At 61.8% G+C, this 22,579-nt stretch carries 18 protein-coding genes; 4 read left to right on the top strand and 14 right to left on the bottom strand.

The window, feature by feature from the left end; translation table 11 throughout:
* Positions 1 to 130: 130 nt before the first annotated feature.
* The 4 genes from IEW00_RS03705 to IEW00_RS03690 all read right to left on the bottom strand — a co-directional run bounded on the left by IEW00_RS03705 (position 131) and on the right by IEW00_RS03690 (position 5,437).
* Entirely contained in the window at positions 131 to 922 is a 792-nt protein-coding gene (locus tag IEW00_RS03705) for a formate/nitrite transporter family protein (RefSeq protein WP_229736787.1), read from the bottom strand.
* Between the two features lie 14 nt (positions 923 to 936).
* Complete coding sequence (locus IEW00_RS03700; RefSeq protein WP_188512968.1) at positions 937 to 3,225, bottom strand: FdhF/YdeP family oxidoreductase; 2,289 nt, start codon at positions 3,223 to 3,225, stop codon at positions 937 to 939.
* Between the two features lie 84 nt (positions 3,226 to 3,309).
* On the bottom strand, positions 3,310 to 4,179 hold the full coding sequence (gene fdhD / locus IEW00_RS03695) for a formate dehydrogenase accessory sulfurtransferase FdhD (protein WP_188512967.1): 870 nt from the start codon (positions 4,177 to 4,179) through the stop codon (positions 3,310 to 3,312).
* A 451-nt stretch (positions 4,180 to 4,630) separates the two neighbouring features.
* Positions 4,631 to 5,437, bottom strand: coding sequence for a DUF1206 domain-containing protein (locus tag IEW00_RS03690; protein WP_188512966.1), 807 nt, complete (start codon positions 5,435 to 5,437; stop codon positions 4,631 to 4,633).
* Positions 5,438 to 5,646: 209 nt separating this feature from the next.
* Between IEW00_RS03690 and IEW00_RS03685 the strand changes: the two genes are divergently transcribed.
* Complete coding sequence (locus tag IEW00_RS03685) at positions 5,647 to 7,629, top strand: putative bifunctional diguanylate cyclase/phosphodiesterase (RefSeq protein WP_188512965.1); 1,983 nt, start codon at positions 5,647 to 5,649, stop codon at positions 7,627 to 7,629.
* A 112-nt stretch (positions 7,630 to 7,741) separates the two neighbouring features.
* Here the strand turns inward: IEW00_RS03685 and IEW00_RS03680 are convergent, their stop codons facing one another.
* From IEW00_RS03680 to IEW00_RS17655, 3 genes are all read right to left on the bottom strand, one after another.
* On the bottom strand, positions 7,742 to 9,106 hold the full coding sequence (locus IEW00_RS03680) for an MBOAT family O-acyltransferase (protein ID WP_188512964.1): 1,365 nt from the start codon (positions 9,104 to 9,106) through the stop codon (positions 7,742 to 7,744).
* 66 nt (positions 9,107 to 9,172) lie between these two features.
* Positions 9,173 to 10,108: an SGNH/GDSL hydrolase family protein gene (locus IEW00_RS03675; protein WP_188512963.1), complete on the bottom strand. Its 936-nt coding sequence runs from the start codon at positions 10,106 to 10,108 to the stop codon at positions 9,173 to 9,175.
* A gap of 38 nt (positions 10,109 to 10,146) precedes the next feature.
* Positions 10,147 to 10,371 (bottom strand): DUF5989 family protein, encoded by a 225-nt coding sequence (locus tag IEW00_RS17655; protein ID WP_373282566.1) that lies wholly within the window; start codon positions 10,369 to 10,371, stop codon positions 10,147 to 10,149.
* A gap of 44 nt (positions 10,372 to 10,415) precedes the next feature.
* Here IEW00_RS17655 and IEW00_RS03670 point away from each other — a divergent pair, with 44 nt between their 5' ends.
* From IEW00_RS03670 to IEW00_RS03660, 3 genes are read left to right on the top strand one after another with little or no spacing between them, the layout of a single operon-like run.
* Positions 10,416 to 10,832, top strand: a complete 417-nt coding sequence (locus IEW00_RS03670; RefSeq protein ID WP_188512962.1) for an SxtJ family membrane protein — start codon at positions 10,416 to 10,418, stop codon at positions 10,830 to 10,832.
* 19 nt (positions 10,833 to 10,851) lie between these two features.
* Entirely contained in the window at positions 10,852 to 12,681 is a 1,830-nt protein-coding gene (locus IEW00_RS03665; protein WP_188512961.1) for a carbamoyltransferase family protein, read from the top strand.
* On the top strand, positions 12,674 to 13,717 hold the full coding sequence (locus IEW00_RS03660) for a hypothetical protein (protein ID WP_188512960.1): 1,044 nt from the start codon (positions 12,674 to 12,676) through the stop codon (positions 13,715 to 13,717). The genes IEW00_RS03665 and IEW00_RS03660 overlap by 8 nt, the downstream gene beginning before the upstream one ends.
* 80 nt (positions 13,718 to 13,797) lie before the next feature.
* Here IEW00_RS03660 and IEW00_RS03655 read toward each other — a convergent pair whose 3' ends face one another.
* The 7 genes from IEW00_RS03655 to IEW00_RS03625 all read right to left on the bottom strand — a co-directional run bounded on the left by IEW00_RS03655 (position 13,798) and on the right by IEW00_RS03625 (position 22,547).
* Entirely contained in the window at positions 13,798 to 14,826 is a 1,029-nt protein-coding gene (locus tag IEW00_RS03655; protein WP_188512959.1) for an OmpA family protein, read from the bottom strand.
* The gene (locus tag IEW00_RS03650; protein WP_188512958.1) at positions 14,823 to 15,383 is read right to left on the bottom strand and encodes a hypothetical protein; all 561 of its coding nucleotides are present in this window, start codon (positions 15,381 to 15,383) and stop codon (positions 14,823 to 14,825) included. The genes IEW00_RS03655 and IEW00_RS03650 overlap by 4 nt, the downstream gene beginning before the upstream one ends.
* Before the next feature lie 65 nt (positions 15,384 to 15,448).
* The gene (locus IEW00_RS03645) at positions 15,449 to 16,591 is read right to left on the bottom strand and encodes a hybrid sensor histidine kinase/response regulator (protein ID WP_188512957.1); all 1,143 of its coding nucleotides are present in this window, start codon (positions 16,589 to 16,591) and stop codon (positions 15,449 to 15,451) included.
* Positions 16,588 to 17,154: a chemotaxis protein CheB gene (locus IEW00_RS03640; protein WP_188512956.1), complete on the bottom strand. Its 567-nt coding sequence runs from the start codon at positions 17,152 to 17,154 to the stop codon at positions 16,588 to 16,590. The genes IEW00_RS03645 and IEW00_RS03640 overlap by 4 nt, the downstream gene beginning before the upstream one ends.
* Positions 17,151 to 17,975, bottom strand: a complete 825-nt coding sequence (locus IEW00_RS03635) for a CheR family methyltransferase (RefSeq protein WP_188512955.1) — start codon at positions 17,973 to 17,975, stop codon at positions 17,151 to 17,153. The genes IEW00_RS03640 and IEW00_RS03635 overlap by 4 nt, the downstream gene beginning before the upstream one ends.
* Positions 17,975 to 21,388 carry a response regulator gene (locus IEW00_RS03630; RefSeq protein WP_188512954.1) on the bottom strand — a complete coding sequence of 1,138 codons (3,414 nt, stop codon included), beginning with the start codon at positions 21,386 to 21,388 and terminating at the stop codon, positions 17,975 to 17,977. Before IEW00_RS03630 ends, IEW00_RS03635 begins: the two co-directional genes overlap by 1 nt.
* A 103-nt stretch (positions 21,389 to 21,491) precedes the next feature.
* Positions 21,492 to 22,547 (bottom strand): SDR family oxidoreductase, encoded by a 1,056-nt coding sequence (locus tag IEW00_RS03625; RefSeq protein WP_188512953.1) that lies wholly within the window; start codon positions 22,545 to 22,547, stop codon positions 21,492 to 21,494.
* Between the last annotated feature and the right edge of the window lie 32 nt (positions 22,548 to 22,579).

The raw sequence follows: 22,579 nt of genomic DNA, 5'->3' as shown, positions 1-22,579 counted from the left end.
CGCAGTTTGCCGGGCCATCCGTCCGATCAGCACGTCACCGGAACGGGTCAGGGCGAATGCTGAAAAGGCCATGCTCAAGGTAATGCCGCACCGGTCACTTTCCCCTGCCCTGCCCACCACCTGCCGCATACTATGACGGTGTTCTGTCAGCCTCGGACTTGCCCAGGGTGCCGTGGCCAAAGGTGATGGCAAGCGCAAGCGCTGCGCCGCCTGCAATGTTGCCCAGAGTGCTGAACACAAGGTTGGTCACGGCACCGGCGAGATTGGGCGGGGCCGAGGTATCTGCCAGCCAACCAAGCGGCAGGATCGACATATTGGCGATCGAATGCTCAAGCCCCGCAGCCACGAAGATCGTTACTGGACCCAGGATGACGAGGATCTTGGCCGGGATCGTCGGTGCCGCCATCGCCATCCAGACAGCCAGGCACACAAGGATGTTGGCGAGAATTCCCGAACAGAACACCGTGAGTGCCGACTTTTCGAGCTTGCCATCCGCGAGCGAAACCGCCGCCTCGCCGACACCATCGGTCAGCCCGCCAGCGGCGAAGAACAACCCGGCGAGCAACAGGCTGCCGACAAGATTGCCCAGCCAGACCACGGTCCAGGCACCCAGCATCCGGCCCGCCGCCAGTTCGCCGGTGGCGACCGGAAGCACCATCAGCGTGTTGCCGGTAAACAATTCGGTGCCGACCACCATCACCAGCATCAGCCCGACCGAAAACGCTACGCCCGAAAGCAGCTGCACCGCGCCTGCATCCGCCATGTTCGATTGCGCGACCAAGGCCGCGATCGAGCCAAAGCCGATGAACATGCCTGCGAGCACCGCGAGCACCGCCATCTGCGCAAAGGGCTTCGTGGCCTTGCCCGCAAGGATTTCAGGTGCCGCCTCGGCGATCGCGTCGCCGACCGGATCTTTATGCACGGTATCGCCGATGATCAGGATTCCGCTTCGAGCCTGACCGGCACAGCCTTGCTGGCCGGGGTTTTCGAGGTCTGGTCGTGATGATTCAGCGCAATCAGCGGGTTGAGTTCGGGATAATAGCCGACGATAGTTCCAGACGGCAGATCATAGGGCACCAGTTCGAAGTGATCGATCTGGCGGTGGTGGCCATCACCCGCATCACCGACGATCCGCACCCGCTGGCCGGCGACGAACCCTGCCGCCTCGATATCGGCCGGGCTGATCAGGATGACATCGCGCTTGCCTTCGATCCCGCGCAACCGGTCGCTATAGCCATAGATCGTGGTGTTGAACTGGTCGTTGGAGCGCACCGTCACCAAACGATACCGCCCCTCTTCATCAGCCACATTGGTAGCCGCCAGCATTTCGGGCGCAGTGAACTGAGCCTTGCCGCTTTTCGTCTTCCAGATCCGTTCACGCGCGCTGTTGCCGCGATAGAAGCCGCCCGCCTCGAACATCCGCGCGTTCATGTCATGGAATTCCTCGTGAAAGGTCTCGGCGATCAGATCGCGGACGATTGCGTAATCGGCAGTCCATGCGTCCCAGCGCACCGCCGGATTGGGCGCAAGCGTCTGCTTGGCGATCCCCGCGACGGTCGCCAGTTCCGACATCAGGTGTTCGCTCGCCGGCGTTCGGTGGCCAAGCGACCCATGCACATGGCTGAAGCTGTCCTCGATCGTCACGGTCTGCGGGCCGCTGGCCTGAATGTCTTCTTCGCTGCGCCCCAGACAGGGCAGCAGATAGGACGTCCGGCCATTGAACAGATGCCCGCGATTGAGCTTGGTGGCGATCTGCACCGTCAGCTGCAGATCCTCCCATGCAGGTTCCACCCGGCCCTGATCGGGGATCGCGCGCAGGAAATTCCCGCCGAGCCCGATAAACGCCTTGGCGCTGCGATCGAGCACGGCCTCGCAGACATCGACCGTCGTCATGCCGGTATCGCGCGGCGGATCGAAATCGAACATTTCGGCAAATTTGTCGAGCGGGACCAGCTCGGGTTTCTCGGCGATCCCGACGGTGCGCTGACCCTGGACATTGGAATGGCCGCGCACCGGGCAGATGCCCGCGCCGGGACGACCGATATGGCCACGCATCAGCAGCAGGTTGAGCAGCATCGCGATGTTCTCGAAGCCATGCACATGCTGGGTCAGCCCCATGCCATAGATGCCGATGACGCGTTCAGCCTCGACATACACCCTGCCGGCTTCCTCTATGTCCGCGCGGCGCAGCCCCGATTCCTGCTCGATCCGCTCCCACGACGTTGCAGCAGCCTTGTCCCGGAACGCGTCGAACCCGGTGCAGTGCTTGGCGATGAACGCCCGGTCAATCAGCGTGCCGCCACGCGCCTCGTCCTGCGCAAACACATATTTGCACAGCCCCATGATCGCAGCGATATCGCCGCCTGCGCGCACCTGCAGGTACTGGCAGCTCAGATCGGTATCGCGGCCGGTCAGCATCTGGCCGGGGCGTTGCGGGTTGGTGAAGCTCAACAAACCCGTTTCCCGGATCGGGTTGAAGGTCACGATCTTGCATCCGCGCTCGACCGCCTTTTGCAGCGGATGAAGAAAGCGCGGGCTGTTGGTGCCGGGGTTCTGCCCGAAAAAGAAGATCGCGTCGCACTCCTCGAAGTCTTCGAGCGTGCAGGTACCGACCGGCGAGCCGATCAGCTCGTTCAGCGTCACAGATGTCGTCTCGTGGCACATGTTCGAGCTGTCGGGCAGGTTGTTGTGTCCATACAGCCGCGCGAACAGAGCATAGAGATACGATGTCTCCAGGCTGGCGCGCCCCGATGCATAGAAAACCGCCGACTTGGGATCGATCGATTTCAGCTCGGACCCAATCGCGGTGAACGCCTCGTCCCAGCTGCATTCGACGTAATGATCGCTGGCCGCATCGTAACGCATCGGGTGCGTCAGCCGCCCGGTCATCTCGAGATCATGGTCGGTCCACGACCGCAGGTCCGATACGCTGTGCTGGCTGAAAAACTGGGGCGTGCAGCGCTGCGAGGTCAGTTCCCACAAGGTCGCCTTGGCACCGTTTTCGCAGAACTCGAACGCATGCGGATGTTTCGGCTTGCCCCAGGCGCAGCTGGTGCACATGAAACCGCCGGTCTTGTTCTGTGTGCTCAGCGTACCCAGCGCACCTGGCGATGACATCTGCCGCGCCATGGTCTGAACCATGCCGCGCATCGACCCCCAGCCGCCCGAAGACCCCTCATACGTGACCGTATCGATGGTATCGTCGTTGCGGGGTTCGTCTGTCATGCTGCTGTATCCTTTGGGGTTCCCTCAATTAAGCTCCAACAGCGCTGAGGTTCCATGGCAGCAACGAGACAATCGGGCTCGGACCTATTTTGCAGCTGTCATTTCGTCAGCAGCCGGAATTGTCGTTGTAAACAGCCCGTGCGGATCGTTGAGCACCAGAACATTGTCTGCGCGCGCCAGCGACACCAATGTCAGCCCGCACGCCTTGCTGCGTTCGACCGCCAGCGACGTGGGTGCAGAGATCGTCACCAGCATCGTGACGCCTGCGATCGCTGCCTTTTCGACCAGCTCATAGCTGCAGCGCGATGACAGCAGCACAAAGCCCCGATCCATCGCGCGCCCCGACAGCAACGCCGCGCCGATCAGCTTGTCGAACGCGTTGTGGCGCCCGACGTCCTCGCGCGCCAGCTCGATAGCCCCTTGCGCACTGCACAACGCCGCCGAGTGGACGGCGCCGGTTTGCCGGTTCAGCATCTGCGCAGCCGGAAGCGCTGCAAGCGCCGCAAAGATCGCGCTTGGCTCGGCTAAGGGCGCCGTTTCGATCATTGGCAGCGGGCGTAGCGCCTGTTCCAGATTTTCCAGACCACAAAGCCCGCAGCCGCTGTCGGCGATGCGGTGGCGGATGCGTTCGCGCACCGCAGCAAAGCAATGTTCGGCGACCCGGATCCGCAGCAGCCAGCCCTGTGCGACTTCGTGCGGGGTGACATCGATAAGATCGTCCAGCGTGGCGACCAGTTTTTCGGTGAACACAAACCCCGTTCCGAACTCGACCAGACCGGCAGGCGAGGCCATCATCACCGCATAGCCAAGGCCGTTCACCTCGATCGCTACGGGCGCCTCCACCGCGATCCAGCGCTCCGCCGAAGATGCAACCTCGGGGCTCAGCCGGATGACGGGATAGGACTGCGCTTGCGCAAGGGCTGGAATCGCTGCGGAATGGGTTGCATCGGTCATCGCAGCGGTGGCTCCTGTTCGGTTCCTGGTACCGCGTCCCCAGGTCTTGGCTTGGGATCACCGCGAGGCAGGGTGTCGCGTACCAACGTTCAGCGCGCCAATCCGTTCAAATCCCGGCGTCCGGCCTTGAAGCGGTGTCAATCGGCCGCTGAATACAGTCAGACGCGCCTCGATGCGCTCGATCCTGCCCGAAGACCTGAAAACCCAGTTGTCCGCCCCTACGCTCACGTCCGACCTCTTCATCCTGCCCGATACGATGCTCGTCGCCCGGCACGCTGGTTCGCTCGGCCCGGTGGCCTGCTCAGCCCGGTGCATGGCTACACGAGCGCAGCATGCCGTCTTTCGACAGGCAGGTCAGACAGATCGACCGGCGCACAGATCATCGCTCAGTCTGCGGCCCTTTCTCGTTTGCGCTATCTCGTCGTCGAAGCCGGAGGAGTTGGTTGATGACCTAGGCGCTGCCCGCTTTTGCCTTCAGCCGGGACACTACGTCCTCGTCGCGAATGCGGCGCCACCGGGCCTCGACAAAGCTGTGCACGCCGAACAGAAACAGGCCAGATGCCACGAGCAGATAGAGCTCGGGATGATCGTTCAGCGACGACAGCGCATCGCCCAGACCCTTGACCTCGCCTGCGGCCTCGAACCAACCGGCGCGGATCAGCGAAATCCCGATGACACTGAATACGACCGCGCGGGCAACAAGTCCTGCCCGGCCAACGGGAACGACCCATTGGGGCGCGCCTGCAGCGACGCCTTCCATGAATTCGGTTGTCCAGGCCTTGGTCGCCTGATGCGCCGCAGCAGCCAGGAAACACAATCCCACCGCGCCCAGGACAGGTCCACCAAGCGGCAGATCGAGCATCATGCCCGCGGCCGCCTGTTCCTGTTTACCGCTTTCGCCCCCCGCCCCACCTGATGCGAGCCGGATCGCCCCAAAGGCCATGAGGAAATGGGCGATCCCGCTGGCAGCATAGCCAATCCGGATTGCGATGCCCTTGGCATCGTCACCCTTGCCTTCGGAGTCCATTGCCGCGCCATACAGCCTGTAGGCACCGTAAAGCGCCAGGCCGAGCGCAAGCAGGCCGAGCAGAACTGATCCGCCCGGCATATCCTGCACTGACCGAAATACTCCCTGTGGGCTTGCGTCGGATGCGCCTGCACCGGTCAGCGCGATATAAGCGAGCAAACAATAGACCACGCCGCGTGCAAACCATCCGGCGCGCGCAAAAGTCTCAAGCCGCCGCAACTTGTCTATCATGACTTTCCCTGCTCCTGTAGAAGCAAGCTTACGCGTTCGCGTTCGGGCAGTTCCAGACCGGAAACCGCGCTTGGATCCCGACCATTGCATCCGCCTGGGGCCCATGACCGCGACGAACCGCAGCATGCTCTTCAGAATTCGGTAAGCACTTCGCGATATGCGCAAGGCTGGTTATGTCACATATTCTGCAACTTTCAGGCGTGCGGGCGATGCGAAAGGTCTTTCATGACCTGTTTGCGCTTGAAATCGACGATGCCGAACTCGCACGTGCGCAGTTCCGTTCGTTTTCGAAGCAGATGCCACTCCTATATTTGATCCTGATCTGCAATACTGCGGCGGTCATGGTGGCTTTTTTCAGGCCATCGATGATTTTTCAGACATTTATCATGCCGGTGATCATCTGCACGATTGCCTTGGTTCGGGCGTCATGGTGGTGGCGGCAGGATGGTGCAAAGCTGTTCTCGGATGCGGAAATCGCCTTGCAGATTCGGCGGACCTGCACGCTGGCGGTCATCATGACTCTGACGATCGAGTTCTGGTGCATGTGGATTTACAGCAGTGGCGATGCCTATTCCCGGGGCCACCTCACCTTCTTCCTGGGCTTGACTCAGGTCAGCACCGTGTTCTGCCTTATGACCATACGAGCTGCGGCAATGCGGGTGGCGGCAACCAGTACGCTGAGTTTTGTCATCTTCTTCAGCATCGCTGATCAGGGCCAGATGATGGCCAAGGCCATCGTGCTGGGTTGCGTCGGGGTGGGCATGATGATCGTCACCCACCGCTACAACATCGATTTTTCGAAGCTGATCTGCTCGCAACGTGATCTGCGCAACCGGCAGGCAGAAACCGAAAAGCTGAGCGAGGAAAACCGCAAGATAGCACTGACCGATGCGTTGAGCGGGTTGCCCAACCGGCGCCAGCTGCTGGCCAAGCTCGATCGGATCGATGACCAGCAGAGCGATACGCTCGATGGACTGGCGGTGCTGTTCATCGATCTGGATGGCTTCAAGGACATCAACGACACGCACGGGCATCAAGCCGGTGACAGCCTGATCCGCAGCCTGAGTGCCCGCATCGATCACCTCTGCCCGCCGCATTCGATGCTCGCGCGGGTGGGCGGAGACGAGTTCGTCATCCTGGTCGAGACCCCCGGCGCTGCCGCTGTTGCCAAATCCATGGCCGAGAGCATCAGCGACGAGATTGCGCTCCCCGTACTGGTGGACCGGCATATCCTGCAGGTCGGCGCCAGCATCGGAATCGCCACCAATGCCGATGGCACCTGTTCCTCGCATGAACTACTGCGGCGCGCCGATACCGCGATGTACCATGTCAAGACCGGCACAAAGGGCAAGATTGCCTTTTACACATCCGCATTGGATCGCGGGCGGTTGCGCCGAATGGCGATCGAGGCGGAGATCAGCACAGGGCTCGCCAACAATGAGTTCGATGTCGTCTATCAGCCGGTTGTCGATGCGCACTCCGGCAAGATCGTGGCCACCGAGGCGCTGATCCGCTGGCCTCGCCGGGCGGCAGGAGCGCTATCGCCGCAGCAGTTCATCGAGGTCGCTGAGGCGACCGGTCAGATCCATCCCCTCGGGATGTTCGTACTCGAGCGTGCCTGCCGCGACGTCGGTCCGCTGCGCGACATCACGCTGAGCGTCAATGCGTCGCCCGCGCAGTTTCGAGACCCCGGCTTTCTGCGGCAGGTAGCGCATGTGCTGGAGCAGACCCGGTTCCCTCCTCAGCGGCTGCAGCTTGAGATCACCGAGGGATATCTCCTGTCGCAACCCGAAACCGCGATCCGGACGATCAAATCGTTCAAGGCGATGGGGCTGTCGATCGCGCTCGATGACTTCGGAACGGGCTTCACCAGCATTCATTATCTGCGCACATACGGCTTCAGCCATGTGAAGATCGACAAATCGCTGCTGGCGAACCTCAGTCCCGACAGCAAAGCGTCGCTGCTGGTGGCCGGAGCGATCAATCTGGCACGCGGGCTGGATATGGAGGTCACCGCAGAGGGTGTCGAAACCCATGAACAGGCAGCCTTGCTCCGCGCAGCCGGATGCGACAAGCTGCAGGGCTTCCTGTTCGGCCGTCCCATGTCGATCGGCAACCTGCGCGCAATTTACGCGCGCAGCCGCAAAGACCAGCCGCCATCGCCGATGCCGCAAGGGCTCAGGGCGGTTTGACCCAGGCATCGCGCCGATGCGCCTCCCGGTCCACCAGCACCTGCTCGGCCTTCAACCCCCGGATCACATTGCAGGCGTCGGCAGCGGCTCAGCGAAATTGCGGACCGACGTTTTAAAAGTCGAAGTAATAGAAGCTTTCCGGGCGGCCTGCCGCGATGATGGCGCAAGCGATGGTGATCGAAAGCAGGATGGGGATCGCCAGTGGTGCCGGCACGCGCGCTGCAGCAGCAACGATCCGCGGTGCCTGATCGAGATGGTGGGTCGCGAAGACCACTGCCGTCAATGCCACGACCATAGTGGCACCTTCAGGCCAACCGCCCCAGCCCCGCAAGCCCAGCATTCCCGAATAGATATCGACGGCAGCCCCCAGATCGGGTGCGCGGAACATGACCATCGTGACGTACCATGTGACCATGGCGATCATGATGAAGCTCCAGCGCGCTGGGCCGCGTGCATTGCGCGCAATCTTTGAATAGCCCGTGGAGCCTTCGACCGCCATGATGCACCCTTGGACGAGGCCCCAAAGCACGAATGTCCAGGCAGCCCCGTGCCACAATCCGGATATCGTCATGGTAAGCACGATCGACAGATAACGAGCGATGTGCAGCAGCCGGGCGTGGAGCGGGCGGAAAAGATAGTCGCGCAGCCAGAAGCTGAGCGTCATGTGCCAACGCTGCCAGAGTTCGGTCATCGATGTGGCGCGATAGGGCGACCGGAAATTTTCTGGGAGCGCAACGCCCAGCATGCCGGCCAATCCCAGCGCCATATCGGAATATGCACTGAAATCGCAGTATATCTGCGTCATGAACCCGAGCGTCGCGATAGCGGCTTCCGCGCCGGTGGTAGCGCCAGCTGCGGCATAATGCCGATCCACGATGGTCGAAATGGGATCGGCGATCATCACCTTCTTGAGCATGCCGACAGTGAAAAGCGCGAGATTGGGTGAAAAGGCCTTGGCGTCAAAACGGATCGCCGGAAGCTGCGGCACCAGATCGTTCGAACGGAGAATCGGACCAGCAATCAGCTGGGGAAAAAAGGAAATGAAAAGCGCCGTATCCCGCAGGCTGGCGGGCCGGATATCCTTGCGGCGTGCGACATCGATAAACAGAGCGATGATTGTGAAGGTGACAAAAGAAATGCCCAGCGGGAGCGGCCAATCCATGCGGGGTGTATGCAAGCCCGTGGCATCCTCAACCGTTTCAAGGATGAAGTCGGTATATTTGAAGACCAATAAGGGGATCAACGCTGCGACAACGATCAGCCCAAGCCAACCGCGATTTCGTGCAACCAGATGCGATCCTGCCCATCCCAGCAGGATCAAGCCAAGCAGCACGATCAGAAACGGGGGATACCACCAGGCGTAGAAAAAGAGGCTGGCACCAAGCACGTATTCCATTCGGACTGCGCGCGGGATCACCAGCAGCCCTGCAACGAACACGGTGAAGAAGATCAGAAAATTGGGGAGTTGGAACAGCATGGGCTACCAGATGCGAATGGGAAGGCCGGGATGCTGCTTGGTGTCGACAGGATCCACCGCGCCTTGCTAGTCAACAGTGAGGAGCGGCAAAAGGCGGTCTGCAACCAAGGTGGTCGCTGCGGCATTGAGGTGGACGTCCTGCTCGGTCACCCAATATTCCTCCGCCGACTTGCCGAGCAATGACGGCCGCAGGTCGACGAACGTCCAGCCGTGCTTCACAGCCTCAGCGCGCTGTATCTCGGTGATGAACTCGAACGGATAGTTCTGAAGGTCGTGCATTTCGGGCACTGCTGCCAAGATAACCCGGTATCCCCGGGCGCGGGCGAGTGCGGCGATCTGATCGAACCCCTTGTGCATTGCCGCAGCCCCAGGGCCGGTCGTCCATTCCTTGCGCACCGCCGCAACCATGTCATCGCGACCGGAGGCACCGCTCGTCAGCGTTGCGGCATAGGTAAACAGGATCGCACTCAGTGCGCTGTTGCGCAGGATCGGGTTGCGCGTCGGTGCCGGTTGCTGGATCGGCGCGCGAAACGATGTGAGCAGGATCACGGTGTCGACCGGAAGTCGCGCATTTGTGCGCGCCCAGTGCGCCGAGATCTGCGACAGGTTCATGTTGCCGACGCCGTCGTTCACAACATCGACATCGTCCGGGAGCGCGGCCTGTAATTGGCCACGCAACGATTCCGTATCCGAAAGACCCCAACCAAGCGCCAGTGAATCGCCGATGATGGCGATGCGTCGGTGCGCATCTGCCTTGGGCTCGGGACCGCGCATGCCAAGGCTGTTGATCGATATCTCCACGTTCTGCAGCTGCGCGGTTCGGTTCGGAACATGTTCGTGACCGATCGCCGGATCGTCACTTGGACGCTTGAGCAGCTTGGCATAGCGCCACATTTCGACGACATAATTGCGCTGGTCCGCCGTCGATATCCGCACAAGTGCTTCACCGGCACCGATCGCCAGGACCACACCCAGCAGCAACAGGCCGACGGTGCCCGCCATCCTGCGGAGTGGATGGGGTTTAGAGCCGTCCGGCAGCATCAGAAAATGGCGTAGACCAACGGTGCCCAGGCGGTTCCCTCTGAAACAGCCAGCACGCCAACGAACAAGACGAACAGCAGAAGGAACGGTATGAAAATCAGGCGTGAACGCTTGGCGAACAAAAAGCCGAACAGATCTCTAAAAAAAACCAACAGCCTAGCCTCCCGAGCTGGGCGCGCAGTACCATGCGGCCTTGTGATCGACAAGCGCGTTCGCCCTGACATCAAATTCCTCCCCTCATCTGATCGTGTATGCTAGGGGCCGCGCGATGGTTCGCGACGAAAACACCCTGGCCGAGGTTCGGTCACCCGGTTCTCCCAAGGCATTTGGCATCACCATGGCGCTGGTTGCGTCAGGATTTATGGTGCTGCCGCTGTTTGCCGGCCGCCAGCCCAATATGTGGCTGGGCGCTTTGGTCATCGGCCTGGCTGCGATCAGTTGGCTGCGCCCGGCGCTGTTGGCACCTGCGAACCGGATCTGGCTCGCCTTCGGGCAAAAGCTGCACAAGCTGACCAGCCTGATCATCCTTGGCGCAATGTTCTTCCTGGTGGTGACGCCGTTGGCGCTAGTGCTGCGTGCGGTCGGGAGCGACAGGCTCGCGCTGAAGCGTGCGCCGGCTTCGCAGTCGTATTGGGTAGAGCGCGATCCGGCTGGCCGGAAAGCGAATTTCGACCGGCCGTTCTGAGCTTGGCCGGAGCCTACGAATGACAAGCATACTCGGAATTTCCGCCCTGTATCACGATAGCGCGGCCGCGCTGGTGACCGATGGCCGGATCGTCGCTGCGGCGCAGGAAGAACGCTTCACACGTGTTAAGCAGGACGCCAGCTTTCCTGCTAACGCGATCCAATACGTCCTCGCCGAAGCAGGCATCAGTGGATCGCAGATCGATCATATTGTCTTCTACGAAAAGCCGTTCCTCAAGTTCGAGCGGCTGCTGGACACCTATTTTGCGTTCGCGCCCTCTGGATTTCGTTCCTTCCGGGAAGCCATGCCAATCTGGGGGCGCGAGAAGCTGTTCCAACGCAGGTTGCTCGGCAAGGCTCTCGGCCGGATCGACCCTGCGATGGGCGATCCAGAGAAGCTGCGCTTCAGCGATCATCACCTCAGTCATGCAGCATCAGCCTTTTATCCATCACCGTTTGAATCTGCCGCGGTGCTGACAATGGATGGCGTCGGCGAATGGACCACCACCTCGGCAGGTGTGGGGAGCGGTTCCGACCTTCGCATCGACCGCGAGCTGCGCTTCCCGCACTCGCTGGGTCTGCTCTATGCGGCGTTCACCTACCATGCCGGCTTCAAGGTCAATTCGGGCGAATACAAGCTGATGGGCTTGGCCCCCTATGGAGAGCCGCGCTTCGCGCAACGTATCTTGGACAACCTGATAGACCTGCGCGAGGATGGGTCGTTCCATCTCGATCAGCGTTATTTCAATTATTGTACAGGCCTTACGATGACGAACGCGCGGTTCGACGCGCTTTTCGGTCGCGAACGGCGCGAGCCTGAATCGCCCTTCGAGCAATTTCATGCCGACATGGCCGCATCGATCCAGCAGGTCACCGAACTGGCCGTCGTCCGCATGGCACGCGATCTTGCCCGCAGAACCGGCGAAAACAATCTATGCCTTGCCGGCGGTGTGGCGCTCAATTGTGTCGCCAACGGAAAGCTGATTGCCGACGGAGCCTTCGAGAACATCTGGATCCAGCCGGCGGCGGGCGATGCCGGGGGCGCTTTGGGCGCTGCGCTTGCCTATTGGCATCTTGAGCTTGGTGGCGAGCGACCCCAGCCCGAAGCGCATGCGATGCGGCACGCTTATCTGGGGCCGGGCTATTCGGGCAGCGAGACCCAGACCGCGCTCGACGCTGCAGGCGCAAGATATGAGCTGCTGACCGACGATCTCGTCGTGGATCGGACAGCGCAGGCGCTTAAGGCCGGAAAGGCCGTGGGCTGGTTTCAAGGACGAAGCGAGTTTGGGCCGCGCGCACTGGGCAACCGCTCGATCCTCGCCGATCCGCGCGCTCCGGACATGCAGCGGCGGCTCAATCTGAAGATCAAGTTCCGGGAAAGCTTTCGCCCGTTCGCGCCCGCCGTCCTCGCCGAGGATGCCGGCGACTGGTTCGATCTTGGCGAGGAATCGCCTTTCATGCTGATCACCGCCCCGGTGGCACAGGCGCATCGAACGGCCCATGCCGAACACCGGCGGGACCTGGCGCACGGCCTCAATACGCCACTGTCGGATATCCCGGCGGTCACCCATGTCGACTTCTCGGCGCGCGTCCAGACCGTCACGGCGGACGACAACCCCCGGTTCCATTCATTGCTTCTTGCATTCAAGGCACACACGGGATGCCCGGTGCTTGCGAATACCAGCTTCAATGTGCGCGGAGAGCCAATCGTCCAGAGCCCCGCAGATGCATTTCGCTGCTTCATGGGTACGGGCCTCGACGTCCTCGTCGTGGGGAATTGTATTATGGAAAAGCACCAGCAGGACACGAAACTGGCGCAGTCCTATGCCGAGGAGGTTCCGCTTGACTGATGCCGAGCACACCGCCGCCGAGCACGCACCGCCACCCAAGCGGGGCGCATTGGGTCGATACGGCATGTGGGCTGCACAGGCGCTGATCGTCCTGGCATTGCTCGACGGGCTGGTCGACCTGGCCTATCCCGCCGCACGCACAATCTGGCGTGCGGCCATGCCTTCGGCGGCTGATGTGGCATCGCGCCCCGCTGGCTGGACGAATTACCGCGAGCGGTCCGTTGCGGGTCTGGGCAAGATCGTGGAACCGGTATCGGGGCCGGGGCTGCAAGTCGATGCATTGGGCGTGCGTTCCACCGGAACGCCCCGGCGAGACGGCGCGCAAGGCATTCTGCTGGGATCGTCGCAGGCTTTTGGGCATTATGTGGCGGACGATGCCACCCTGGCCGCCGCGATCGAACGCAGCCGGGCTGACATCAACGTGGCTGTGATCGCGGGGCCAGCGCGGACCACTGCCCAAAGCATGCTGCACTGGCGCCATCTGGCGGCCAGGATAGATGCGCCCGACTTCGCCATCTTTCTGTTCAGCAATGTCGAGCTGTACCTGGCGTGTGAGCCTGTCTCGGCGCAGTCGGAGCATGAGCCAGCACTGATTGCGATCCCCAAGCGCATGCTCCACCGCATCGGGGCCATACCGAAGGAATATCCGTGCGCAACACCCGAAGCGCGCACCGCAGTCGTCGAACAATCGCTTTACCAATTGCGGGCTGCGCTGGAGTACGGGCGTCAACAGAACACGCAATTTGCCGTGGTGATCGCGCCGCTCCTGTACGGAAACGAATCGAATGCGGCGGGTTTGCGGGGCTCGTTGGACACGGATTTTTTCAATAGTCTCGATCTCACAGTCCGCGAGTTTCGCGCGCGGATCGCGGCTGAGAATCTGCCTGGCGTGATCGACCTGTCGGCCGCTTTCGATGGTAACGGCGACGCTTATTTCTCCGATAGCTCAAGCCATTTCAGCCGTGCAGGCGCAGACGCATTGGCTGCAAGAGTAATCGAGCGGCTTCCCGACACCTTTTTCGAGGCCAGTCGCTGAAAAATCCGCCGGTTGTCGGTCGAAACCCTATTCAAGCTCGCCGCAGTCCGTCTGTGGCTGAAGGCTCGTGCCGACCCGGTCTACCCCGATCCCGCTGCAGTGCCGCCTTGCGGTAGGATCACCTCGACCCGGCGGTTGCGTTGACGGCCCGCCTCATCGTCGGATCCGTCCGCCCCCGCATTTGCAGCCACCGGACGGGTTTCACCCAGCCCCAAGGTTCGCATGCGATCGGCCGGGACGCCCTTCTCGGCGAGATAGGTTTTTACCGCTTCAGCGCGCGCCAGCGACAGGCGCTGATTATAGGCATCATCGCCTCGGGAGTCGGTGTGTCCCTCGATCATGATGACGCCGCCTCCATTTGCACTGATCAGCTCCGCCAGCTGGCCCAGCGTCGCACGTGCATCCGCCTTGATCGATGCCTTGTCGAAATCGAAGGTCACATCGCCAGGAAGCGAAACCAACGTTCCGCGATCGGTTTCGACTGCGCCAAGTTCCGATTTGAGCGCTTCTACCGCGCGAAGGTCGCTGGACCCCTGGGTGGTGCTGCCCAGCGTCGATCCCGTGGTGCTCGCCGGGCCAAGCCTGGTCATCGGGATCGGGCGCAGGTTGGACATCGCCGAGATTTCCGGCGCCGAGCCGCCGCTTCCCGAGACGGGAAGGCTGATCTGAAAGCGCGGATTGTTCGAATAGCTTTCCAAACTGCCATTCTCGTTCAGGACAAGGGTGATATTTCCGCTGCCCGATGCAGCGCCTTCGAAGACAAGGGTCATGTCCGTTGCCCGTGTACCCGGAACGGCCAGGGTCGTATTGCCGGAGGGCGGCACGAGCAGCAGCTTTTCTCCACCATCGCCCAGAACATAACTGTTCTCACGCCCCTGGTTGAGCCGAATTTCGCGATCGCGCCCATTGATGACCGTCAGATCGACCGCAGTGCGCTCGCCATCGATCCGGATTGTCCTGACATTGAGAACCACGCCGGATGGATGGGCCTCCTGGATATCGACCGGCGTACCGTCACCGCCGCCCAATATCCCGCCGTCACACGCGGAAACCATGACCGAGCCCGCGAGCAATGCAGCGGCCACGCTGACGAACGAGCGCTCCGTCATGATACCGCGCCGGTCAGCGGCAGATCGATCCGGAAACCGGGGGTAGATGTGTGTTCGTTGTCCGCAGAGGCGTTTTCGTTGAGGATCAGCACTGCGCTTTGCACCGGAGGCAGTCGCCCAAGAAACACCAGCTCGCCCTCGAAGGTCTGGCCGGCAGGAATACTGACCTTGGTGTTGTTGGCGGGCGGCGAGAGATAGAGCCGTTCGCCGCTGTCGAGCACGATATAGCCATTGCGGTTATTGAACCGGTTGAGCTCGATGGCCCGGTCTCGACCATTGAGCACCCGGATCCCGATAGCTGTTTCCATCTGGCGCGACTGGATCGAGGTCAATTGCAACACGACGCCATTGGGATGCGCAGACTGGAGGTCGATCGATTGCTGTTCACCGCCCTGCCAGAGCGATCCGCCATTGGTTCTGCCCGGCTGGGGTTGCGCAGCCGCCGGTGCGGGCGTGTCGGGGTTGGATGCCGATGGATCGCTGGCAGGGTCTGACCCGCAACCTGCCACAAGCAGGATTGGCAGCGACAAGAGCATGAGTTGCAGGGGACGTTTCATGGGCTGGTGATCTCCGCGCAAATTGATAATTCAACCAACGCGTTACCTATATATTGGTTCAGTCGTCATCCGTCCGCCAGTGGCAACCGGACCTCAAAGGTGCTGCCTTCACCCGGCGCGCTGTGCTTGAGCACAATCTGCCCGTTGTGAAGCTCGACCAGCTGCTTCACCAGCGCAAGTCCGATGCCGAGGCCCTCCTGGCTCATCCGGCCACCCAGCGCGATCTGTTCGAAGATACCGAAGATCCGGTGCTGCTGATCGGGGGCAATACCGATCCCGTTGTCGGCGACCTCGATCACCGCGCTTGTGCCCGCGACGCTCACGAACACACGGATATCGCCGCCATCGGGTGTGTATTTGCTCGCGTTGCCGATCAGGTTGCCGATGATCTGGGTGAGGCGGGCGTGGTCGGCGTGCAGTTGGACAGGATCATCGGGAAGGTCGAGATGCAGCCTGTGACCCGCAGCATCGATGGCAGGGCGTGCCGTCTCGACGGCGAACGCGAGTACGTCCTGCAGCACAACTCTGTCTTTGCGCAGCGAGATCTTGCCCTGTTCGATCCGCGAGATATCCAGAAGGTCCTCGACCAGGCGGGTCATATGGCTGAGGCTGCGGTTCATCGCGTTGCGGATTTCAAGCGCCGCATCGGTCCCCTCGCGTCTCTCGAGCAGGCGCAACCCCGCGATCAGCGCCATGATCGGGTTGCGCAGCTCGTGCGCCAGTACCGCAAGAAAGCGGTTCTTCTGCGCATCGGCCGCCTGGAGAGATTTGCCAAGCTCGGCAAGCTCGTCGCGCTGCGCGGCAATCTGCAGCCGTTGTTCGTACAGATCGTAAAACACGTTGGCTTTCGACCGCAGGATATCGGCCTCGATCGGCTTCTGGATGAAGTCGACCGCGCCTGCCTCATAGCCCCGGAAGCGCCGCGCGGTGTCGCCTGTTCCGGCAGTGACGAAGATGATCGGTATATGCCGCGACCGCTCGTTGCTGCGCATGAACTCGGCCAGCTCGAACCCGTCCATTCCCGGCATCTGCACATCAAGCAGCGCCAGCGCATAATCATGGACCAGCATCAGCTCGAGCGCAGCCTCGCCGCTGGCCGCGGTATGAAAGACAAGCCCATCGCGCTTGAGCAGCGCCTCGAGGGCAATCAGGTTGTCCTCAAGGTCGTCGACCAGCAGGAATTTGATCTGTCCGTCGGTCACCGTCATGGGGCTGCCAGCTCTTGCAAATAGGTTGTGATCTGGTCGAAACTCATCGCCCGCGCCGAGGGGCATTGTTCAAGCGCCGCTGCGGGCATCGTCGGCACTTCGGCGGTCTCGGGCGCCTCCACGATCGCGACACCACCTGCCGCGCCGATGGCTTTGAGGCCCTGCGCCCCGTCATGGTTCGCGCCGGTCAGCACGATCCCGGTCAACGCCGGACCAAAGGCATCGGCTGCGGTCTCGAATAGCACGTCGATCGCTGGACGCGAATGGTTGACCGCCTCTTCGGAGGACAGCGAAATCGATCCATCGCCTTCCACCAGCAGGTGATAGTCGGCCGGCGCAAAATAGATCGTCCCGCCACCCAGCACCTCCTTGTCCTCGGCTTCCTTGACATCGACCGCGCACTTCGCGCCGAACAGCTCGACCAGCGCATTGTCCCTGCGGCGCGGCACATGCACGACCACCAGCACCGGGATCGAAAACCGTGCGGGAAGCGCGGGAAGGATCCGCGACAGCGCCTGCACCCCGCCTGCCGATGCTCCGATGACGATGGCCCTGGGAGTCACGGCGTCGTCCTCTGATAGATTTTTTCATCCCCGACGAACTCGGAAAACGAACCGGCGTGCTCCGAGAACCGCAGGCTTTCCTTCGAACCGATCCCGAGAAACCCCCGGCGCGCGAGTGAATCATGAAACAGGCCGATCGCGTGATTCTGAAGCTCGCGGTTGAAATAGATCAGCACATTGCGGCACGAGATCAGGTGCATCTCGCCAAAGACCGCGTCGGTAACGAGGCTGTGATCGGAAAACACGACCTGGCTGCGCAACGACTTGTCGAACACCGCGCGGCCATAATCGGCGGTATAGTAGTCCGACAGCGACGAATGACCACCCGATTTGCGGTGATTTTCGGTGAACAGCCGGATCTGGTCGAGCGGGTAGACCCCGGCTTCTGCCGCCTGCAGCGCGGTGGGGTTAATGTCGGTCGCGTAGAACAGCGTCTTGTGGGCAAGCCCTTCCTCGCGAAACAGGATCGAGAGCGAATAGAGTTCCTCGCCGTTGCTGCATCCGGCGACCCACACCTTGAGCGAGGCATAGGTCCGCAGATGCGGGATGACCTTTTCCCGCAGCGCCCGGAAATAGGACGGATCGCGGAACATCTCGCTGACCTGGACGGTGAGGTAGTTCAACAACCGCGGGAGCATCGTCCGGTCGTGCAGCACGTCCGACTGCATCGCCGAGATGCTGTCATAACCCAGCTGGCTGCGCGCATGGAGCAGCCGCCGCTTGATCGATGCCCGGGCATAATTGCGAAAGTCGTAATGGTAATGCTGATATACCGCCTGCAGCAGCAGCTCGATCTCGATGTCTTCGATGGTTTCGGTCACTATCTCGGCATCCAGACGCGGACGAGCGACAGCAGTTTGTCGACATCAATGGGCTTGGCCATATAGTCGTTGGCGCCCGCATCAAGGCAGTTCTGTTGATCGTCGGGCATTGCCTTGGCGGTCAGCATGATGATCGGCAGCTTGCTCCATTTGGACGCGTTGCGGATCGTGCGGGCTGCGGTCAACCCGTCCATCACCGGCATCATCACATCCATCAGCACCAGATCGATCGTCTTGCCGGCCTCGCCGTCAGCCGCTTCGAGCGCATCGAGCGCTTCCTGTCCGTTGCGCGCGATCTGGATCACCACCCCGCGCGGTTCGAGCACGCTGGTCAGCGAATAGACGTTGCGGACATCATCCTCGACGATGAGGATCCGGCGGCCTTCGAGTGCGGCATCGCGATGCCGGGCCTTGGCGATCATCTTGCGGTGTTCGGGCGGGAGTTCGGCGACGACCTGGTGCAGGAACAGCGAGACCTCGTCGAGTAGGCGCTCGGGCGACTTGGCGCCCTTGATGATGATCGAGCTCGAATAGCGGCGCAATCGCTGTTCCTCGTCGGCGGTCAGGTCGCGGCCGGTATAGACGATCACCGGCGGGAAGGCCTGCTCGCCATCCGCGCTCAATCCCTCGAGCAACGCAAATCCTGAGGCATCAGGGAGCGAGAGATCGAGCACCATGCAATCGAAAGACTCGTTGCGCAGCCGGTCGAGGCAGTCCGCGGCCGTTCCGACGCCCACGGTCTCGACATCCTGCGCCTTGAGCAGCTGGCCGACCGCATCGCGCTGCACCTCGTCATCCTCGACGATCAGCACGCGGCGCATCCGCGAGGCAAGCTTGGCCTGCAGCCCTGCCAGCACCTCGGCCAGCTGGTCGCGCCGTGCCGGCTTGCCCAGGAAACCGATCGCTCCCAGCGCCAGCGCGGTCTGGCCCTGGTCGGCCCCCGAAATCACGTGGATCGGAATGTGGCGTGTATCGTCGGTGTGCTTCAACTGATCGAGCACGGTGAGGCCTGATTGGTCGGGCAGCCCGATATCCAGAACGATCGCATTGGGTTTGTACTCGCGCGCGATCGCGATCGCCTCCTGCGCGGTCCCTGCGACGATGCACTGGAAACCCATCTCGCGTGAAAGATCGCACATGATCGAAGCAAACGTCGTGTCGTCCTCGATCACCAGCAGAAGCTGCTTGCCGTCGATGAGCGCGTTGCGGTCGTCTTGGGTTATCTGCAGCGAGGATGGCAGCGCAGCCTTGGAGCGCGACTTGACCGCCGGGGCTGGCGCAACATGAGACGCGGCTGCGGCCATCTGCCGGGCAGGTACCAGCGCCGGATCATACTCGACAGGGATGGTAAAGGTGAAGCAGCTCCCCTCGCCGACCTTGCTTTCCAGCCTGATCGCTCCGCCGAGCAGACGGGCAAGCTCGCGCGAAATCGAGAGGCCAAGCCCGGTCCCACCATATCTCCGGCTGATCGTTCCATCGGCCTGCTGGAAAGCCTCGAAGATGCTGTCCTGCTGTTCCTGCGCGATGCCGATACCGGTGTCGGCAACCGCGATGGCAACCCTGTCGTCGCCCGCGCGCGCCAGCGTCAGGCGCACGCTTCCGCGTTCGGTGAACTTGAGCGCGTTCGACAGCAGGTTCTTGATCACCTGTTCGAGCCGCATGCGGTCGGTTTCGATCATCGGTGGGCAATCTGGCGCCACGATGATTTCGAGCGCCAGCCCCTTCTCGTCGGCGATCGGCTGGAAGACCTTCTGAATGTCGCTCGCCAGCCGCTGGGTCGATACTGGGGCGGGCTGGATCTCGATATGCCCTGCCTCGATCTTTGACAGATCAAGGATGTCGTTGATCAGCACCAACAGGTCGTTGCCCGAGGAGTGGATGGTGCGGGCGAACTTGACCTGTTCATCGGACAGCTGGCCTTCGGGATTGTCTGCCAGCAGCTTTGAAAGGATCAGCAGCGAGTTGAGCGGGGTGCGCAGCTCGTGGCTCATATTGGCAAGGAAGTCGGACTTGTACTGGCTCGCCTGTTCGAGCTCGCGCGCCTTGAGCTGGAGCGTTGCCGAAGCGGTCTCGAGCTCGTCGCGCTGCGCCTCGAGCGTCTGCGCCTGCTCCTCGAGCTGGCTGTTGGTCTGTTCGAGTTCGACCTGCTGCAGTTCGAGCCGGGCCTGGGTTTCCCTCAGTGCAGCGCCCTGCTCTTCCAGCTCTTCGTTGGAAACACGCAGCTCCTCGCTTTGCGCTTGCAATTCGCCCGCCTGTAGCTGGGTCTCTGCCAGCGCTTCCTGGAGCCTCGAGCGGAACCGCGCCGAACGCAGCGCGATGCCGATCGCACCTTGCGACTGGTCGAGAAGGTCGAGCACCAGATCATCGACCGGGTCGAAAAAGCCCAGTTCGATGACCGCATTGACCACCTCGTCAGCCTTGGTCGGCGCGATAACGAGATGACGCGGCACATCCTGGCCAAGCGCCGAGCCGATCGTGAGATATCCCGGCGGCACGTCGTTGATCACCACCGGCGCACCGTCTGCCGCCACCTTGCCCAGCAGGCCTTCGTTCAAGGCGAAGTGCTGCGCAACATCCGCATCGGCTGGCACGCCAAACATGTTTGCGCGCTTGAAGCTTCCGTCTTCGCCCTTGAACAGCGCGCCTGCGTTGCTGCCTGTTTTCCGGGCGAGAAAGGCGAGGATCGCGGCTGCAAGATCGGCGATGGTCTTGTCGCCCATCATCGCCTCACCCAGCTCGACCTGCGCCTCCTGGAGCCATTGCTGCCGCTCGCGGCTGCGCATGTTGCGCACCAGCAGCATGAAGATCGCGATCGTCAATGCAATGCCGCTGAGGCTTGTGCCGATGGCGCTGAGAATGGCGGTTCGCGACGCGCTGGCCATCTCGCCGATGTGAACTTCGCGCAGACGCAGTTCCTCGCGCGTCATTCCGGAAATCTGCGCCCTGATCGCGTCCATCGCCGCCTTGCCGCGATCCGATTCCACCGCACTGATCGCTGCCTGCACGCCGCTTGCGCGACGAAGCTCGATCGTGTCCGACAATTCGCGCAGCTTGCGGTCGATGTTGCGCTCCAGCACGGCGAGATTATCTTTCTGGACCATGTTGTCCCGGGTGGCATTTCCAAGGACGACCAGCTTTGCGCGCGCCATGGCAACACCCTCGACATAGGGGTCGAGATAGCTTTCGCGTCCGGTCAGCAGATAGCCGCGCTGCCCGGTTTCGGCATCGAGCGTGGCAGCGAGAAGGTCGTCCAGCGTGGTGAGGACGGTATGCGTCTGACGAATTTCGCCCTCGCTCGTGCGCATGTTCGCAATGTTCAGATAAGCAAACCCGGCACTGATGACGAAGAAAGCGATACCAACGACCAGACCTATGGCGGACCACTTGCTTGCCAGACCGTTGGCCTTGGTCATATCTCGGGGTTTCTTCACTCTGGTGGTTCTCGCGAGGGGCAATGGTATGTTCCTAGCGAAGGAACATGGTCTTGTTCAAGCGCACAGAAGATCTCGGCGTGCGTCAGGGGATAAGCCGCTCGGCGCGAAGCTGCTCGAACAGCGCGAAGAACGCATCGTCGGTCGGCTGATAGGCGGTAAAGCCCAGCCGCCGGCTTTTGGACATATCGGTCACCACCTCGATCGGGCGGCCCAGATCGGCATCGGTATGCCATGGCGAGGCCAGACGCCGAAGATCGGGTTCCACGAGTTGCTCACGCCCGGCGATCGCGGACCAGACCGCGTCATCCTCGGCCATCTGTTCGGCGAGCGGCCGCACGGTCCCGTCGAAGGGCGCTGCCTCAAGACCGAACCACTCGGCGATGCGGCTCCACATCCATTCCCAGCGAAACACATCGCCGTTGACGATGTTGAACGCCTGGTTATGCGCTGCAGGCTGCTCGGTAGCCCACAAAAGATGGCGCGCGAGCTGGCCGGCATCGGTCATGTCGGTCAGGCTGTTCCATTGCGCGGCAGAGCCGGGAAAAGTGAAAGGCCGCCCGGTCTCCCGGCACAGCGAGGCGTACACCGCCAGCGTGGTGCCCATGTTCATCGCATTGCCTACGGCCTTGCCAATCACGGTGTGCGGGCGGTGGACGCTCCAGGTGAAGCCATCGCGCTTGGCGGCGGCAAACAGCTCATCCTCCTGCGCGTAATAGAAGTTCTCGATATCGAGCCGCTCCTGATCTTCGCGAAACGGGGTCTGCGGCAACGAGCCTTTGCCATAAGCCTCGAACGGGCCGAGATAGTGCTTGAGCCCGGTCACCAGCGCGACATGCTGCGGGGCTGCGGGCAAGCCCTTGAGCAGGTTGCGAACCATCGCTGAATTGATCTGGATGTTCTGCTTTTCTGTCTCCTGCCGAAGCCAGGTCGTGATGTAAACCGCATCAGGGCGGATATCCTTCAGCGCCTCCTGCGTGGCTTGCGCATCGAGCAGATCGGCTGAAACCGGGCGAACCCCGGTCTGTTCGCTTCCCTTGCGGGCGAGGGCGTAAACCGTCCATCCCTGCTCCACCAGAAGCGCAGCGGTCGCGCTGCCGCCAATGCCGGTTGCACCAGCAACCAAAGCTGTCTTGTTCATGTCAGAATTCCTGTGGGGGAGTTTTTGAAGGA

The sequence above is a fragment of the Blastomonas aquatica genome (assembly GCF_014639875.1).
GTDB classification, from domain to species: domain Bacteria; phylum Pseudomonadota; class Alphaproteobacteria; order Sphingomonadales; family Sphingomonadaceae; genus Blastomonas; species Blastomonas aquatica.
The sequence above is the reverse complement of the archived record's forward strand: the minus strand, read 5'-3'. Positions and strand labels throughout refer to the sequence as shown.

Coding starts and splice junctions, on each gene's coding strand:
- IEW00_RS03700 (WP_188512968.1), bottom strand. CDS start 3,225: ATGACAGACGAACCCCGCAACGACGATACCATCGATACGGTCACGTAT.
- fdhD (WP_188512967.1), bottom strand. CDS start 4,179: ATGACCGATGCAACCCATTCCGCAGCGATTCCAGCCCTTGCGCAAGCG.
- IEW00_RS03690 (WP_188512966.1), bottom strand. CDS start 5,437: ATGATAGACAAGTTGCGGCGGCTTGAGACTTTTGCGCGCGCCGGATGG.
- IEW00_RS03685 (WP_188512965.1), top strand. CDS start 5,647: ATGCGAAAGGTCTTTCATGACCTGTTTGCGCTTGAAATCGACGATGCC.
- IEW00_RS03680 (WP_188512964.1), bottom strand. CDS start 9,106: ATGCTGTTCCAACTCCCCAATTTTCTGATCTTCTTCACCGTGTTCGTT.
- IEW00_RS03675 (WP_188512963.1), bottom strand. CDS start 10,108: ATGGCGGGCACCGTCGGCCTGTTGCTGCTGGGTGTGGTCCTGGCGATC.
- IEW00_RS17655 (WP_373282566.1), bottom strand. CDS start 10,371: ATGTCAGGGCGAACGCGCTTGTCGATCACAAGGCCGCATGGTACTGCG.
- IEW00_RS03670 (WP_188512962.1), top strand. CDS start 10,416: ATGGTTCGCGACGAAAACACCCTGGCCGAGGTTCGGTCACCCGGTTCT.
- IEW00_RS03665 (WP_188512961.1), top strand. CDS start 10,852: ATGACAAGCATACTCGGAATTTCCGCCCTGTATCACGATAGCGCGGCC.
- IEW00_RS03655 (WP_188512959.1), bottom strand. CDS start 14,826: ATGACGGAGCGCTCGTTCGTCAGCGTGGCCGCTGCATTGCTCGCGGGC.
- IEW00_RS03650 (WP_188512958.1), bottom strand. CDS start 15,383: ATGAAACGTCCCCTGCAACTCATGCTCTTGTCGCTGCCAATCCTGCTT.
- IEW00_RS03645 (WP_188512957.1), bottom strand. CDS start 16,591: ATGACGGTGACCGACGGACAGATCAAATTCCTGCTGGTCGACGACCTT.
- IEW00_RS03630 (WP_188512954.1), bottom strand. CDS start 21,388: ATGACCAAGGCCAACGGTCTGGCAAGCAAGTGGTCCGCCATAGGTCTG.
- IEW00_RS03625 (WP_188512953.1), bottom strand. CDS start 22,547: ATGAACAAGACAGCTTTGGTTGCTGGTGCAACCGGCATTGGCGGCAGC.